The organism is Caldisphaera lagunensis DSM 15908, from assembly GCF_000317795.1.
Classification (GTDB): Archaea; Thermoproteota; Thermoprotei_A; order Sulfolobales; family Acidilobaceae; genus Caldisphaera; species Caldisphaera lagunensis.
Map to the genome: position 1 here is coordinate 1,246,827 of NC_019791.1, position 17,095 is coordinate 1,263,921.

General features: G+C 29.2%; 16 protein-coding genes and 1 pseudogene. 8 read left to right on the plus strand and 9 right to left on the minus strand.

What is annotated here, in order from left to right; translation table 11 throughout:
* Positions 1–7: 7 nt before the first annotated feature.
* The gene (locus CALAG_RS06095; protein WP_015232862.1) at positions 8–454 is read right to left on the minus strand and encodes an Lsm family RNA-binding protein; all 447 of its coding nucleotides are present in this window, start codon (positions 452–454) and stop codon (positions 8–10) included.
* Positions 455–555: 101 nt separating this feature from the next.
* On the opposite strand from CALAG_RS06095, the gene CALAG_RS06100 reads away from it, so the two are divergent.
* Entirely contained in the window at positions 556–978 is a 423-nt protein-coding gene (locus tag CALAG_RS06100; protein ID WP_015232863.1) for an acyl-CoA thioesterase, read from the plus strand.
* A gap of 117 nt (positions 979–1,095) precedes the next feature.
* Here CALAG_RS06100 and CALAG_RS06105 read toward each other — a convergent pair whose 3' ends face one another.
* The 7 genes from CALAG_RS06105 to CALAG_RS06135 all read right to left on the minus strand — a co-directional run bounded on the left by CALAG_RS06105 (position 1,096) and on the right by CALAG_RS06135 (position 7,811).
* Positions 1,096–1,887 carry a hypothetical protein gene (locus tag CALAG_RS06105; protein WP_048816802.1) on the minus strand — a complete coding sequence of 264 codons (792 nt, stop codon included), beginning with the start codon at positions 1,885–1,887 and terminating at the stop codon, positions 1,096–1,098.
* Positions 1,888–2,035: 148 nt separating this feature from the next.
* Positions 2,036–2,476: a hypothetical protein gene (locus CALAG_RS06110; protein ID WP_015232865.1), complete on the minus strand. Its 441-nt coding sequence runs from the start codon at positions 2,474–2,476 to the stop codon at positions 2,036–2,038.
* A 439-nt stretch (positions 2,477–2,915) separates the two neighbouring features.
* On the minus strand, positions 2,916–3,818 hold the full coding sequence (locus tag CALAG_RS06115; protein ID WP_015232866.1) for a type II secretion system F family protein: 903 nt from the start codon (positions 3,816–3,818) through the stop codon (positions 2,916–2,918).
* A 9-nt stretch (positions 3,819–3,827) separates the two neighbouring features.
* Entirely contained in the window at positions 3,828–4,646 is an 819-nt protein-coding gene (locus CALAG_RS06120; protein ID WP_245529228.1) for a type II secretion system F family protein, read from the minus strand.
* Positions 4,647–4,746: 100 nt separating this feature from the next.
* Complete coding sequence (locus CALAG_RS06125; RefSeq protein ID WP_048816804.1) at positions 4,747–5,997, minus strand: type II/IV secretion system ATPase subunit; 1,251 nt, start codon at positions 5,995–5,997, stop codon at positions 4,747–4,749.
* Between the two features lie 41 nt (positions 5,998–6,038).
* The gene (locus CALAG_RS06130; protein WP_048816805.1) at positions 6,039–6,344 is read right to left on the minus strand and encodes a hypothetical protein; all 306 of its coding nucleotides are present in this window, start codon (positions 6,342–6,344) and stop codon (positions 6,039–6,041) included.
* Between the two features lie 276 nt (positions 6,345–6,620).
* Positions 6,621–7,811: a thiolase family protein gene (locus tag CALAG_RS06135; protein ID WP_015232868.1), complete on the minus strand. Its 1,191-nt coding sequence runs from the start codon at positions 7,809–7,811 to the stop codon at positions 6,621–6,623.
* A gap of 125 nt (positions 7,812–7,936) precedes the next feature.
* On the opposite strand from CALAG_RS06135, the gene CALAG_RS06140 reads away from it, so the two are divergent.
* From CALAG_RS06140 to CALAG_RS08050, 4 genes are read left to right on the plus strand one after another with little or no spacing between them, the layout of a single operon-like run.
* Positions 7,937–8,956 (plus strand): uroporphyrinogen decarboxylase/cobalamine-independent methonine synthase family protein, encoded by a 1,020-nt coding sequence (locus tag CALAG_RS06140; RefSeq protein WP_015232869.1) that lies wholly within the window; start codon positions 7,937–7,939, stop codon positions 8,954–8,956.
* Positions 8,956–9,948 (plus strand): methionine synthase, encoded by a 993-nt coding sequence (locus CALAG_RS06145; RefSeq protein ID WP_015232870.1) that lies wholly within the window; start codon positions 8,956–8,958, stop codon positions 9,946–9,948. Before CALAG_RS06140 ends, CALAG_RS06145 begins: the two co-directional genes overlap by 1 nt.
* Before the next feature lie 10 nt (positions 9,949–9,958).
* Positions 9,959–10,984, plus strand: a complete 1,026-nt coding sequence (locus CALAG_RS06150; protein WP_015232871.1) for an AIR synthase family protein — start codon at positions 9,959–9,961, stop codon at positions 10,982–10,984.
* Positions 10,977–11,588 (plus strand): adenylate kinase family protein, encoded by a 612-nt coding sequence (locus CALAG_RS08050; protein WP_015232872.1) that lies wholly within the window; start codon positions 10,977–10,979, stop codon positions 11,586–11,588. The genes CALAG_RS06150 and CALAG_RS08050 overlap by 8 nt, the downstream gene beginning before the upstream one ends.
* An 18-nt stretch (positions 11,589–11,606) precedes the next feature.
* Here the strand turns inward: CALAG_RS08050 and CALAG_RS06155 are convergent.
* A pseudogene (locus CALAG_RS06155) lies at positions 11,607–13,058 on the minus strand (ATP-binding protein); the annotation flags it as partial.
* A 100-nt stretch (positions 13,059–13,158) separates the two neighbouring features.
* Between CALAG_RS06155 and CALAG_RS06160 the strand changes: the two are divergent.
* The 3 genes from CALAG_RS06160 to CALAG_RS06170 all read left to right on the plus strand — a co-directional run bounded on the left by CALAG_RS06160 (position 13,159) and on the right by CALAG_RS06170 (position 16,987).
* Positions 13,159–14,160, plus strand: a complete 1,002-nt coding sequence (locus tag CALAG_RS06160; protein WP_015232874.1) for a molybdopterin-dependent oxidoreductase — start codon at positions 13,159–13,161, stop codon at positions 14,158–14,160.
* A gap of 67 nt (positions 14,161–14,227) precedes the next feature.
* Positions 14,228–15,766: an NADP-dependent glyceraldehyde-3-phosphate dehydrogenase gene (gapN, locus tag CALAG_RS06165; protein WP_048816806.1), complete on the plus strand. Its 1,539-nt coding sequence runs from the start codon at positions 14,228–14,230 to the stop codon at positions 15,764–15,766.
* A gap of 84 nt (positions 15,767–15,850) precedes the next feature.
* Positions 15,851–16,987: a hypothetical protein gene (locus CALAG_RS06170; protein ID WP_015232876.1), complete on the plus strand. Its 1,137-nt coding sequence runs from the start codon at positions 15,851–15,853 to the stop codon at positions 16,985–16,987.
* Positions 16,988–17,095 lie beyond the last annotated feature (108 nt).

The window sequence follows — 17,095 nt, forward strand, 5'->3', positions numbered from 1 at the left end:
AGCACCGTTATTGATTAATACCCTTAGTTCTTAAATATTCCCTATAAATGCTATATATTTTTTGGGCTAATGGGCCTGATCCTTCAACACCATCTTTAGAAACCTTTATGCTCTTACCTACTTCAACAACATTTATATCATCGTACACCTTTATTAAGTGCTTTTCTATATTACCAAACCTTGATAAAAACTCTGAGAATTCCTTTGCATTAAATATTTCGCTTTCCCCCATTAATATTTCGCTTATATTATTACCGTATATTATTGATAAGGGCCATATATTACCTTCATTATCTTTAGCTGATTCTAGCATAATGCTATAAGTTGTTGGATCATAACCTGTTAATTTACCAGTATAAGTCCTGCCATTTATTAATTTTATTGTAACATTTCTATCTAGCAACGAATTTAAACGTGAAACAAATCTCCTTGCTGGCTCTGGCGATGCTGACATTTTTTACACCTATCTTTTTCCTGTTTTCCTAAATATTAGGTTTTTCTATTTAATAGCAAAAGTTTTAATTTACTTTTATTTTTTAACTATTGGTGATTTGCGTGAAACCTATATTTACATTAAAATATAGAGTTTATTGGAGTGAAACTGATGCTGCAATAATGATGCACTTCTCTAACTTTTTTAGAGTTTGCGAAAGGACAGAGGAGGAATTTTTTGCATCCCTAAATATTTCACAAAAAGGTGAAATAGGTAAGAGATTATTAATGCCTAGGGTTCATGCTGAATGCGATTACAAAAATCCGCTAAGGCCTGGAGATTTATATAGCGTTAATATAACAGAGATACTATTAGGGAAAAGTAGCATAAGGTATACTTATGAAATATATAATGAGAGCAGTAATCAATTATCAGCGATATGTAAAATTGTTTCTGTAATATATGATGAAATAAACAATAAATCGATGGAAATACCTCAAGAAATAAGGAAAAAACTAATAGAAGTAGGGGCTAAAGAACAATAAATTTTTATAATTATAATAGAAACATTAAATAATTTAGAAAGGTTTCTATATTAATAAATTTTATTAAATAAAAATTTAAATTATTTATATTCTTATTATAAATATAGTATTAGCTAATTAATCATGAGGCTTAGGGCAAGTATAAGTTATGCTTACATTCGTATTCTGGTTAACAAACAAAATTCCACTAGAAGGATTAGGATAACAAATATAGTCTATTTGAGTATTATTATAAAAATATAAATCCGAAATATTATAGTAATAGTAGTAGCCTGAAGGAACTGAAGTAAACGTAATATTAGTGCCATTAGAAAAATTAATAGTATTATCATTAGTACCCTTTTTATACACATATCCTATATTGCTCTTAGTTTGTTCATCAAAGGAAACGCTCCAATTATAATCATCCCCTTTTACTTGACCATTCCCTATTACATGAACTGAGGTAGAATTAATAAAATTAATATTGAAGGTTACATTAAAGTATTTATTTGTTATTATTTTTGTTACTGGTGGAACTATATATACAACACCGCTTGTTTTAAGCGCTGAAATAATTTGTTGTACATTCTCAACAGGTATTGAAGCTATAGATTTTCCATTAACAACACTTATAGAAATTCCTATAGGATTACTTTTAATATTACTTACAATTATTAAAGCAGATGAATTGGGGGTAAGAGATACTGGTAATGAATTATAAGTCGTTATCCTATTATTAGCTCCTTTAACTATTATTTGTAAGGAATTACTCCCTCCTGAGTATGAATCATAAACTATGTAACTGCCATTTTTTAATATAATTGAGATGCCAGATATGTAATAACTATAAGGATAAGCCATGCCAGAAACATTTATATAGATGTTATTATTGGTATAGTTATAATATGCAAGTATATCCTTTTCCATCAAGCTTGCCATTTGTTGTACTTGTATAGAATTCTTTTGAATAGTAATAACATTCTGATTATAGTTTATTAAACTAAATATAACTCATGCTATAATAAATGCTGCTATAATAAATATTATAGTTCCTACTATAGCTGATTGTGACCTTTTATGATGGGTTTGCCATGGCATATACTTCACCTCCACTATATGCTACTGTTATTATTGATGGCAAAGATTTAACATTTGTACATTTAATAATTGCAACAGCATCAGGAGGTATGTAATGAGGTAAGCTATATGAAGTTTTATTGAATAAAATGGAACATGAATTAATTAATGTATTATTAATGTAAACGCTATTGATTTGAGCCCCCATAGGACCACTGTTAAATATAAAATATAAATTTCCATTACTTATATATGAACCCATTGGAACAATGTATTGTTGCAATGAAATTTGGGCTTGATTGTTATTGCTATTTGTTAAGCTGATAAAACCACCAGCAGCAGATGATAAATAGACTATTAATGTGAAACCAATAGCTAAAGTAATCAAAATCATCATTATCTCTGCAACTATATTACTAACAGCTCTATTTTTCCTCAAATTCTAACCCATATTTTTTATTTTATTTAAAGCTTATTAACATTTAACCTCATTTTATTTAAATAAAATGGGGTTTCTTTTAACATTTTGCTTTTTGCTTCTTTTTAGCATAAGGGTGAGGTTTTCATTACTTATAAACCTCTAAGGCTAAGTGTATAGAACATATGCTAAATTGATTGCTAGCTTTAATTTTTCTATAATATAGCTGTTTTCTGGAATTCCATGTATTTAAATAATTTTAAATCATTACCTTTGATGGGATTAGAAGAAAGCTTTTCCTTCATGACAAAAATAATATATTAAATTTAAAAAATTTTTAAAATTATGAAAAGATGTATCAAAACAATATTATACACCTCTCTTCTATTATTGCCAATTAAATTGTAGAAGTCTTAACCTCTTATTTTTACACTAAAAGGATTCTACATTAAGAATAAAATTATATAATATGAATTGCTAAACTTAATGCTATAGCCATAGTCATTGTACCTATTGATATTAAATAAATAAAGTATTCACTACTCCTTGGGGCAAAATCAGATATAACCTTTGCTATAATATAAGATGAAGCTGCTGAAACAATTAAAAGAGAATAGAAAAATATACCTAAAATACCAGCAATATTTATTGCTTGTGTTGCAACACCTGATAAACCAAATGTTGCGTTTCTTTTCAAAACCTCAAGCATAACTATTGTCATACCAACAGAAAATCCGTAAACTGCTATTCCTAAAAATATTACAGATGAATAAGATTGCAACCTATTCCTTAAGTAAAACTCCATTCTCTGCAATTCTGCTGCATACCTACTAGTTATATTCAATATATCACTTGCTCTTCCCCCACTCTTAGCTGTTGTTAATATAGATGTTAACAAGAGTCTAACATCTCTTGGTGAAGAAGAAAATATTTTCATAAAAGATCCTTCTAAATCTCCTGTCATTTTATATAAAGAACCGAAGGCAGCTAAATAATCCCTTAAGGGGGGTTCAACTAATTCAACAGATGCCAATATAGCCTGAGAAACAGAAGGTAAAGAACTTGCAATGCTAGGGTATATTTCTAAAAAAGACCTTGCTTGCCTTTTCAATTCTAACATGTAATTGCTATATTTCCTAGAATAAAGAGCATATGGCAATAATAAAAAAATAAAAAATACATCAATATAAACAATTGTTATTAAATTTGAAGGTACAGGTATGCCTGAAAAAGAGGTAAACTCAGGAAATTGTGTAGGAAAAGCCATTTTAAACAAATAATAAAAAATCAAAAGAGATAATAAACCTGTAATAGGCATTATAATCAAATACTTTAATGATTTTGGTGGGCCTACAGTCCTCAATATTATCACCTAAAGTTTTAACTTAGATGTTTGATTATCAGCCAAAACAGCTGTAATCAAGGAGACTATAGGAATTAATATAAATATAACTAAGATTATTAATGAGGAAAAGCTAAGAGTTGTAACTGGATATACAGTAAAGAGCATTCCCATTACACCTACTAAAACTGGGCCTACTATACCTACAACCAAAAATGATTCTAGAAGAGTTCCTATAGATGTAGATATTCTTTCAACTAGAGAATAATAATAATTCAAATATGATGATATGGAATCTTGGGCTATTTGAACTAAATCTGCCCCCGCTGTTATTCCTCTTGCCAATGATTGAGCCAAAAGCTTTAAGCTTGGAGAAGGGGTTATTTTAGACAAACCTAGCAATATATCTGTTGGACTTTCATTTAATTTGGTAGATGTTTTTATATATGTCATTTCAACATTAAATTCCTTTAGTTCATCAGCATATTTTTCAGAAAAAGTAGATAGAGCTTGAGATATACCTTCTCCTCCAGCTAATAATGAGGTTAAAGTTGATGCAAATACGTGAAACTTTGCCTCCAAATCATCTTTTCTAGATGAATATCTAAAAGAAGGTATCAAAACGCTTATTCCAGCAGATAAAAGATAGCCTAAAATAACGATTAAAATAGATGCAACTATAATATTTTCCAAGGTATATTTGCCTGAATAACTCATATATATGTAAATAAATTCCCATAGTAAAGTGGGAATAAATAGAAAAATTAAGGTAACTAATTTTTTGCAATAGTTATCAAAACTATCACTGACCCCAGAGCCTAATATCATATAATCTATGTTAGGACTCAATTTTCTAATTAAATTACATGGTTTAATATTATTATAAAATTGATATAAAATTTTATTTATTTTTAAAAGAATTTCTTTAAAATCAATTTCTAATTTAATTCTAATCACCCCTTATTTCTATATTGAATTCACCGCTTTCTTCTCTGGCTTTATTATATAGACTTATTGGATCTCTTTTATATAATCTAAGAACTTTGTTAATCATAGCAATATCTGCGTTTTGATTTATTAACCAATTTAATACTGTTGCCCTTCTCTTAAGATCTTCAAATGCTTCATCATAGCTTATTAAATTAAGGGAAGCTATAGATTTTAGGAGATAGCTTTCTTTTCCTTTCATATACCATTTATCCTTATATCTATCCCATAAAACCTTCTCTTTTAGTATAACGCTATTAGTTTCTATATCATAACCCCATGATTCATCAATTTTCATAACCTTCCTAAAAACATTTCCTCCTTCCTCTAATCTTAAAATGTTAATAAATAACCTAGCTGCGGATATTAAGCTGGGAGGAACGTTCATTGGAGGGGACATTAATCTCTTAATTAAAACATCAGCAGATTCCGCATGGATAGTTGTTAACCCTCCATGACCTGTTGCTAATGCTTGGAAAAATGCATAAGCCTCTCTAGATCTTATTTCCCCAACTATTATATCATCAGGCCTTTGTCTTAATGCAGCTTCTATTTGAGATTGCATTGTTATGCTTTCAATTCTAGAATCGGATGATAATCTTGTCATCATAGCTCCCCAATTTTCATGAAATGGTAAATAAACTTCTGGTGTATCTTCAATTGTAACTATTTTATATTCTGTTGGTAATAACATAGTTGATACATTAAGCAACGTTGTCTTCCCACTACCAGTTGGACCATAAAATATTATACCCTGTTTATTTTCTACTCCCATCCAAATTAATGCAGCAACTAAGGGGTCTAAGGTCCTTGATTTCATTAATTCAATTAATGTAAAGGGTTCTGTTCTGAATTTTCTTATAGTGAAACTATGACCTCTCCTAGATACTATATCTAAAACTATATTTACTCTATATCCTTCAGGCTTTAAAACACCTTCTATTATAGGCGAGGCTATAGATGGTTCTTTATTACTTCTTACTCCCAATTTTGATATTATAGAATCTAACTCCTCTTGTTCATTAAATATGATATTTGTTGTTAGCCATTCATATTTTGTATGATAAACAAAAACAGGTATATGTAAGCCATTGCATGATATATCCTCAATATATGGATCCCTTATTAGAGGTTCAAGCTTTCCATAGCCAATTAAATCTCTAGAAACATAATAAGATGATATTAAAGCTATCTCATCTATCTTTTTCTGCAAATCACTAAACTTTCCATCTTTCCTAAAATGAAATCCTTTTATTATCTTTTTGATGCTAATTTTTTTGCTTTTTCTAATAAAATAGTGATACCTTCTTCCAATGTACGTTTTTCAGAGAGTTTTCTAGATAAATCTACATCTTTTGAAATCATATCTACCAATTCTTTGTATATCTTTGAAGAAATATCATCTAAAGGAGGCTCAATTACATTATAAAGTCTTCTTTTTTCTTGGTCTTCATAAATCCTTATTAATACTTTGGGGTAGCCTACTACACCATATTCATCTAATATGTTTATTTTCTTCTCTTCTTCTATTTTATCATCTATTTTATCATCAACGCTCAATAAGGCTACCCCTACCTTTTTATATTATCAAAAAACAAGGGTTAAAATATTTAAATGTTATGGAATAATTTGTTATATTTTAAGTGGGAATAATATTATAGATAATAAAATTACAATTCTATAATCCTTTACAAAATTAAGGATTTTTTATCATTAATAAGATTACATGCTGAAAAAGCTTAACGAATTCATGTTTAGAATAGTATAACAAATTTTCTATTTATCGGCTTAGGCTTTCCTCTTATTATATTTTTAAATTTTAATTATTTTAATTTATTAAACTAATTCTATTGCTATTGCAGATGCCCCTCCTAATCCATGGCAAATAGATGCGATACCCCTCTTTCCTCCATGCTTTTTAAGCACGTTAATTAATTCCAAAGTTATTCTTGCCCCACTCATTCCTAAAGGATGACCTATAGCTATAGCACCACCATGCACATTAAGCTTCTCATAAGGAATCCCCAATTCTTTATGTAATATAAAGCTATTTACTGCAAATGCCTCATTATTTTCGAAATAATCCACATCATTTATGTTCCATTTAATAGAGTCTAAGAGCTTAGTTATCGCTCCAACAGGTGCTGCTGGAAACTTCCATGTTTCAACTCCGTGAAATGAAAAGCCTACTATTTTTGCCAAAGGCTTTAAACCTAATTCTTTAACCTTATCTTCGCTAGCAATTAATAAGGAAGCAGCACCATCACTTATTTGACTGCTGCTACCTGCTGTATGATAACCTCCACTAAATGCTGGTTTTAGCATTTTTAATTTTTCTATGCTAGTATCCCTCCTTATGCCCTCATCTTGCTCTAAAAGTGTTTTACCATTTTGTTCAAATGGTATAACGAAATCTTTCATTAAACCAGAATCCCATGCCTTAGCCGCTCTCATATGTGATTCATATGAAATTTTATCTAGCGAATCCCTATCAGCATTATATTCTTTTGCAGTCATATCTGCTTCTTCTCCCATTATTTTATTTTGAAACACATCCCATAATCCATCATATACCATTGCATCCAATACTTTCATTTCATTTCCTATTAAATGCTTTACCCCCCATCTAATGTTTTGCTTTAATATAAATGGGGCATAGCTCATAGATTCCATACCGCCTGCAGCTATTAAATTATAAGAGCCTGCTTGAATATAATTTGCAGCAGTTATTATAGCATTCATACCGCTTGCACATACCATGTCTACAGTCATAGAATCTATATATTCAGGAACACCTGCTTTCAATGCAACTTGTCTTGCAGTATCCATACCAGTTCCTGCTCTAATAACATGACCATAAACAAGCATATCTAAATCCTTTGGTGAGATTCCTACTCTATTTATTAAAGATTTTAATGTATATGATGCTAAATCTGTTGGATGGATATCTTTTAGGCTTCCTCCAAATCTTCCAACAGGCGTTCTTAGACCATCTACTATGTAAATGTTTCCCTTAATTTTGGGCATTTTTCCACCATATTAGCTATCTTAATAGGAATTTAAAATACTTGCAAAATAATTTATTAATAAAGTTTGGATAATTCCTTTAAAGTTTATTATTTTTTACTTTTTAGAAAACATAGGTGAAAAATGTGGTCAAACTATGGGGGGCAGTCCTTGGGGGATACCCTAGATCAATAGATGTTAGACATGAAATGAGAGATTTAGAAAGGGGAGATTCAATTTACTTAGATCATGAAATTCTTATAGCAATTTCCTCAAGTTCTGTTATAGGAGCTCAAGTTTCTTCTGGATTAAAATATGTTACTGATGGAATGCTTGATTTTCATGATATATTTAGACCTTTTTTAGAATCTTGGAGAAATGTTTCCATAGCAGGTCTATTAAGGTATTTTGACAATAACTTTTTCTACAGAATACCAATATTTACTGGTGAGCCAGATGTTGAAAAATTCGTTTGGCCTCAAAGGATAAGATTTTATAAAAAGGTTGCATATCCTTCATTATTAAAGGCAGTTATCCCAGGACCTTTAAGCTTGACATTAATGGGGGAAAATCATAGCAACTTATCTAAAGAAGACTTAGCGAATAGCATTTCATCAATATTATCCATGGAAGCAGAAAAGGCTGAAAAAGCCGGTGCTGGTATGATACAAATAGATGAACCAATATTATCAGATCATGAAATAAGTGAAGAAGATGCTGAACTAGCTAAAGAACTTATATCAAATATTGCAAAAAGAGTTAAGATACCAACAACCCTATCCATTTATTTTGATATACCTAAAAAGGAAGTTTATGAAAAAATAATTGATACAAAAGTAAATTACATAAGCCTAGATATAATGGATTCCCCTTCAAGAGGGTTAGAATTAATAAAAAGCAAAGGCTTTTCTGATAAAAAACCAATATTGGGTTTGATAGATTCAAGAAGAATTTATGATGATAATTGTGATAAAATAAAGGAAATTATAAGTAATGTTTTAAATTTAGAAAAAGAAGAAATTGGGATAACAACAACAACTTGGTTTGATGTAATTCCATATAATTTTGCAATTAGGAAGACCTATTTGCTTGGGTATTGCTTAGAAAAATTGGGAAATGAATTAAATGCTGAAATTATAAATCCTATAAAGGAGGTTGAGAAATAATGAGCTATGAAGTTCCCAAAAAATTCCCAACAACTGTAGTAGGAAGCTATCCAAAACTTGGTAATGCAAGCGAAATAATAAAGAAAAGGGATAGAAATGAAATAAGCGAAGGAGAATTCCATGAAAAAATAAGGGATTCAATAAATGAAGTAGTAAAGGATTACTTAGATGCTGGAATTGATATAATAAGCGATGGAGAACAATCAAGGGAAGATATGGTAGTATATTTTGCTCAAAGACTAAAGGGGTATAACGAAGGAGATTGGGTTAGGATATTTGATAACGTTTACTTCAGAAAACCTGTTATTGTTGGGAAATTGGAAAGGATTAAGGAAATGATTATTACAGATTGGTTATATACAAACAAAATAAGCAATGGTAGACCCGTTAAATTAATTATAACGGGACCTTATACAATGCTTGAATGGAGCTTCGATCTGTTCTATGGAGATAGAAGAGAAATCATAATGGATTTTGCTAAAATAATAAGAGAAGAAATCCTAGAAGGAATAAGAAATGGGGCAAAATATGTGCAAGTTGATGAACCAGCTTTATCTACAAGACCTTGGAAAGAAGAGGCTGATCTATTAAAGGAGGCATTAGATTATATATTTAAAGGTATTGATGCAAAAAGGATTGTACATATTTGCTATGGTAAGCTTGAGAGGCTTTTGCCTTATATATTGGATTACCCAGTTGATCAATTTGATTTAGAATTCAAAAACAGCAATTTCAGGTTATTGCCATATCTAAAAGAATATGGATATAATAAAGAGCTTGGATATGGGGTTGTTGATGTGCATTCATTGCAAGTAGAGAGCGTTAATGAAATAAAAGAAGCGATTGATAAGCTAATGAAATTAGATATCATTGGTCCAGAAAAAGTTTATATAGATCCTGATTGCGGATTAAAGCTCTTACCTAGGGATATAGCTAAAGAAAAACTAATAAATATGGTTAAAGCTGCAAAAATAGCAAGAGAACAATACTAGGGGTTTAATTTTGTCTAAATGGATCGGTAAATTACCTTCAGAAATATTAAAAGAAATTGTATTAGATAATGCAAACTCATTTAAAAAGGCCTCAACAATAATTGGCTCTGAAATTGGAGAGGATGCAGCTTTAATAGATTTAGGCTCATGCATATTAGCAATTCATTCAGATCCTATAACAGAAGCTAGATATTATGCAGGATCTTTAGCGGTTGATATAGTTACAAATGATTTAGCTGTAACAGGAGTTAGGCCTAGATGGCTTATTTTAGATATTTTAATGCCAGAAAAGTCTTTGTATTCTTCATTAAACAGCATTATGGAGAGCGCTGTTAAAGAAGCAAAAAATCTAAATGTTGAAATAGTTGGAGGACATACAGAATCTACTCCAGGCCTAGTTTCCCCTATTATTATTGGAACAGCAATTGGCTGCTCTTGTAGGGACTGTTATGTACCAACAAGGAATGCAAAAGAAGGGGATTTAATATTTCAAATAAAACCTGCAGGTCTAGAAGGGAGCTCTATAATTGCAACAGATTTCAGAGAAAAGGCAATAAAGGCAGGGGTTCCTTTAAATATAATAGAAAGTGCAGCTGATTTTGTAAAAAGGATAAGCATAATGAAAGAGGCATTAGAACTTTCAGATAGAAAGCTTGTTAATAGCATGCATGATCCAACAGAAGGGGGGTTATTAGGAGGGATATATGAGATAGCATATTCTTCAAATCATGATATAGAAATATATGAAGAAAAGGTGTTCGTTGAGGAGGAAACAAAAATTATATCTGAAAAAATGAATATAGATTATTTAAAGTTAATAAGCAGTGGTTCCATTTTAGCCTCAATACCAATAAACAAAAGAGATGAGGCAGAAAATGTTTTGAAAAACTTAAACGTTAAATATTCTATTATAGGAAGAGTATTAAATCCAAGCGATAATCCAAAAGTTTTTGTAAAAAAGGGAGATAAAATAAATATAATAAATTCACCTCCCCAAGATGAGATATCAAGGCTTTGGGCTGAAAAAAATGAATGAAGAAGGATTCATATTTATTTCAGGTACCCCAGGAACTGGTAAGAGCACTTTAGCAAAACTAATATCTGAAGAATTGAATTGTAATTATATAGAGGTTTCAGATTTTGCAGTAAAGAAAAATTTAGTTATTCCAGATGAAACTGGTAGAGATACTTATGTAATTAAAGAAGATGAACTAAAAGAAGAAATATTAAAAGAAAAAGGGAAGGGATTAACAATTCTTGTTACCCATTATCCAGATGTTTTTTTAGATGATGACAGGTTTTATTTAAATACATTGTTTTTAATTTTGCTTAGAACAAATCCAAAAATTTTAATGGATAGGCTTAATAAAAAAGGATGGGATGAAAAGAAGGTTAAAGAAAATGTTTTAGCAGAAGCATTTAATACAATAGCTGAAGATATCTATGATTATAAAGACATCGTTATTGAAATTGATACAAGTAATGAAAACCCAAATAATTTACTAGATATCGTCTTTAATAAAATTAATACTCTTGACTTTGGAATTAGAATAAACTGGCTTCTCAATGAAACTCTTATTGATTTTATCTCTTCCCTTGTTGATGATGTCAACTTTAATAATGATAGGATCAGTGATTGAGGGGGATTGTATTAAAGCCTCACCAACTTCTAACTTATCTAGCTGATTATTTAATTCATGATTTAAATTCATAGACAAATAAATTATTTCTTTATCTCTGGCACTTCTTAATGCATGTATTATTTTAGTATTTGCATTAAGCAATAAGCTATTAGGTATTAATGCAGGGGATTGAGTTGATACAATTAGGCTTAAACCGTATTTTCTTGATTGAGCCATCATCTGCTCAATTAATGAGCTTCCTTCTATATCAAAGTAATTTTGAACCTCATCTATAACTATTAAAAGATTTTTATCTTCTCTTTTCCTATTAAGGTATACCATAGCTAAAAATAACAAGGCATATGATTTTCTTGAATTTAGTCCATCAATATCGCTAAGCCTTAAAATATTTATGCCATTTTTTAATTCTAATTTTTTATTATTTTCATTCTTAACAATATTCCTTAAATTTTCTACTTTTCTTAATAAACCCCTCTTAACATCTCTATCCCATCTAGCTTCTTCTCCATATTTCTCTATCTTATCTATCAAATCGCTTATAGACTTTGGTTTTTCTTCTTGTATAACCTTCATCAAAAGATATTGTTGGGGCTGAGTTAAACCCAAACCATTACTTAATGAATCTATTAAAATATCAATTCTTTTATTAAATTCCTCTAATTTAAATGGATCTATATTAAAATCTTTTGGTAATATTACATTAGATTCTTTTATAATATCAGAAAACTCTCCTGTCCAATCTAATATTAAAACATCATAATAGCTGGATGCCCTATATGCAATTGTTGCAGCAGTTGTTGATTTCCCAGAGCCAGTAGAGCCAAAGATAGCTATATGAGATTCTAAATCTTTTTTACTAAGATATACATCTTTTACATAAGCCCCATCAAATGTTTTCCCTAAATAAATCCCTTCGTTTAATGATATGCCTTTATCTGTAGGAATTAAAAATATTTCGCCTTTTCCTATTGGGCTTATCGATTCTATTGCTTTTATTATATTTTCTTTTTCTTGTTCATTTGGATCCTTTATTTTAACGTTTTTTAGCGTAGTAGAAATTAACGTTTTCAATACTTCCCTTTCAATTTCTACATAATTCTTTTCTTTAGAACCTATTGCTATGAATGACCTAGTATATCCTCCAGAGGATATTGAAAAAGAACCATATTTTACATTGTTATCCTTTGACCTATCCTTAACAATATTTGATATAGCCTTGCTCATTTCTTCCTTCTCTTCTTTACTGCCATTAAACTCTATCTCTATTACATCATAGCTCCCCTTTAAGTTATTTGCCTTTTTAATTTTGCTTAATCTTAGAATTATTGGAATACCAATTAATGGTAAAATGTATATTATGTAAAAAATGTATTTATAAATGTTAAAATGTATTTCCATCAAAATAATTAAAATTCCTATTAAACCTATTAATGGTCTTAAATACCTTGGTACCTTGTCTATTATCATGTTCCCCTCTATTATATTTTAAAATTAAAAAGAGAGGGTTACGCGATAATATATGTTAAAATTAAAAAATATGCATCCCTTATAAATTATAGGGAGATAAATGGAAATACAAGGCTGCAAAGCATATTATAATAAAGAGCTAGAGGCTTTAGATATACCAATAGTTTTTGAATGTGGAGGATCAATAAAAATAAAAGGATTTAATGATATAAAAAATGTTGCTTTAAATACAATAAAAACATTAAATGAACTTTTTGATTATAGCTTTGAATTGGGAGATTACATAGAAAGAGAACTTATTGGTAGAAGCTTCAATTTGCACAAATTTAAGATAAATGCGTTAGATGGAATATTAAGAATTGTCGAAAAGAATGGATATTTTTTAAACAGCAGCGGCGTTATTTTTTCTTCAGTTTTAAATAAATTTAATGAAAATATCGCAGGCAATTTAATTAAAGGGAAAACATTAGAATTTGGAGAAAAGCTTGAACCAATATTTTTAGATAAGTCCTGCTCATCAGAAATTCCAGTTGGACAAAAGGAAATACCTAAATTCGTAATTTATATTGCAGAAAATTACATTCCAAGCATTGATATAAACAATTACAAACTAAGCATTAAAGGAAATGTACCAAAAGAAATAGAATTAAGCTATAATGAATTGGAAGAAATTTCAAAAGATATTGGAGAAAAAGATTTTCATTGTGTTACTGGTTGGAGCGTTAAAGGGAGAAAATGGAAAGGGATAAGCGTTTGGGAATTATTAAAACTTTCTGGAATAAAAAGCGAATCTAAATGGATATTAGCAAAAAGTCTAACTGGATATTCTTCAACAATACCTATGGATAAAGAATTGCTAGAAAATACGTTTGTTGTTATAGAAATGGATAACAAGAAATTAAGTCCAGAATCAGGATTTCCTGCTAGAATTTATTCTCCAGAATTGTTTGGTTGGAAGGGAGCGAAATATTTAAGCTCATTATATATAAGTGATAAATACATAGATGGTTATTGGGAAGCATTATCATATCATGAAAGAGGTAAAGCAAATTCTAATGAAAGATTTAAGATAAGAAATCCCGATGTAGTTGATTTATGCTAATGTAAAAATATATTTCTTATAGATATACTCAGACTTAATACTATCTAAAACAATTATTAATATGGTGATGAGATTGATTAATGAAAAGACTAAGCTTAATTTAGATGACCCTTATTTTAAGGATTTGTATAACATTGAAGATGGGATCCCTGTTTTCAAATATTTTGTAAATGGAGAATGGAAAAGTAGTTATGATAAGGCAAAAATAGTTTCCCCCATTGATAACAATACAATAGCATATATCTCAAGACCAAGCGAAACTGAGGTTGAAAATGCTATTGACAACATTTACAAAGTTGGTAGATGGAAAATAAGGGATATGCCTGGAGATCAAAGGCTTAAGATAATTGAAAGAATGGCTGATTTAATTGAAAAGCATCAAGATGCTATAATTGATTCCCTCATTATAAATGCTGGTAAAACTTATAATTCAGCAAAAGGAGAGGTTTCTGCAACTATAGAAAGACTTAAAAAAGCACCTTTAGATTTGAGAGAAATTATTGGAGACCTAATACCTGGAGATTGGAGCTCTGAAGCACTTGAAACAGAGGCATTAATTAGAAGAGAACCCTATGGAATTTCTTTAATAATTATTCCATTCAATTATCCTTTATTTGATTCAGCAAACAAAATAACCTACACGATGTTACCAGGGAATGCATTAATTTTAAAGCCGCCGAGCTCTGATCCAATACCTTCTCTATTTTTAGTAAAAGCAGCCTTAGATGCAGGATTTCCTAAAGAGAGCATTGCCTTAATTACTATACCTGGAAGGTCTATGTCTAAAGTAGTATCTAATAGTAAAATAAGCATAATTAACTTAACTGGTAGCACAAAAACTGGTATAGAAGTTATGAAAGAAGCTGGAATTAAACAGTTTATAATGGAATTAGGGGGAGGAGATCCTGCTATAGTATTAAGCGATGCTGATATAAATTTAGCTTCAGAAAGGATTTCATTAGCAATAACCAGCTATAGCGGACAAAGATGTGATTCGATTAAATTAATTTTAGCAGAAAATAAAATATATGATGAACTTAAAAACAAATTATTAAATGAATTATCAAAAGTTAAGGTAGGAGATCCAAGAGATAAAAGTGTTTCTATGGGACCATTAATAGATAAGTCTAGTGCTGATGAGTGGGAAGAAGCAGTAAAAGATGCTGAAAAGAAAGGATGTAAAATAATATTTGGAGGAAAAAGGATTAATGAAACTTTTATAACACCTGCATTAATTGAGTGTGACCAAGATAAGGTTAAGGATCTCATTGCATATAAAGAAGAAATATTTTCATCAATAGCAATAATAACAAAGTTTGATGATTTAAACCAAGCAATAGAATTGGCAAATGGAAGAAGGTATGGCCTAGATGCATCAATATTTGGTAATGATGTTAATACCATTAGAAAATTGATTAGACTTCTTGAAGTAGGAGCGATATATATTAATGATATGCCAAAACATGGAATTAACTATTATCCCTTTGGAGGAAGAAAGGATTCTGGTATTGGTAGAGAAGGTATAGGATATAGTATTGGACAAGTTACAGCCATGAAATCTATAGTGTATAATTATAAGGGTAAAAGAGTTTGGGAATATATTTAATTAGAAATTTTTAAGCAAACTTTTTCTTTTAAAAATATGGTGTAAGAAACGATATGCAAAAAATACGACATAATAATTAACATTGTGATATTAATTTTATTTATATTCATATTAAGGTATTTAACATCATTTAACCTTACAATTTATGGAATCAGCTTTATATTATATTTAACTGTTTTACCAATAATAGTTTCTATTTTTTCTGCAATTTCTACAATATATAACAAAAATTATTTACCAGGAATTGCCATATCCATTATACCATTTTTATTTCTTTCAAATACATTTATGGATTATTTATTATTAATTTATATTATTTTTGGAATCTTTGTATCTTTCATTGTTTATTTCTTTATAAAATCTAAGAAAAAAATTATTTTGAATAAACCAGAAAATCCAATACCCTTAGCTATAACTGCTTTTTCATTATCATTAATATTGATATTAAATGGGACTGTAGATTTTAATTATAGGTTTCTTTTATCATATTTTATATTTTCATTATTAAGCTCCTTTATTTCATCTAGTGAACAAAAATTCTTAAGATCTATTTTATTAGGTATTTCATCTTCTTTAGGCCCCATTGGATTTTTTATAACAAGTTCTTATATAATAAATAAACCTGTTTATATTAATGATTGTGAAGGTATTGAGTTAAGAGGGAAATTACTTTTAACATCTTTAGGAAACAAGGATCTCGTATGCGCTGAGGAAGATAAGATAAAATTAAAATTAGAAAAACCATTTGTTCTATGGATTTACAATAGCCGTGATTTATTGAATTTAAAAGATTATATAGAGATTGGAATTGGAGAAAAACCTAAATGTGATAAAGAAAATTGTGTTGATTTAAGCAATGAAAACCTATATAACATTATTAATTATTTAAATAATCTAAATGAAGATAAGGATTTGTTAATAAAAATTAATAAGGATTTGTTAATAAATGATGAAATTCTAAATTCTATTAAAAATTTATCTAATAAGAATAATATAATAATTGAATTAGATGAAATTGTTGATAAAGATATTATGCCTAAATTTAAAGCAAAAAGTTCAGGTATAGTATTTTGTTGCATAAATAATCCAGAAAAGTCTTTTAATATCTCAAAAATTTTCTTAAGGGATCCGTATGAATTATCTGCCATTATTAAAGATAAGGCAATAGCTTACCCATCATGCAATAATGAAATATTGATATTAGAACCCCTTAAATCTTAATAATCTAAATTTTTTTTAAAAATATCATTGTTTGCTTAATTAATTCCATAAGAATTCCTTGTAATTAAGTTCACATAATAGAAAAGTCTTAAAGAATTCATAACGTTA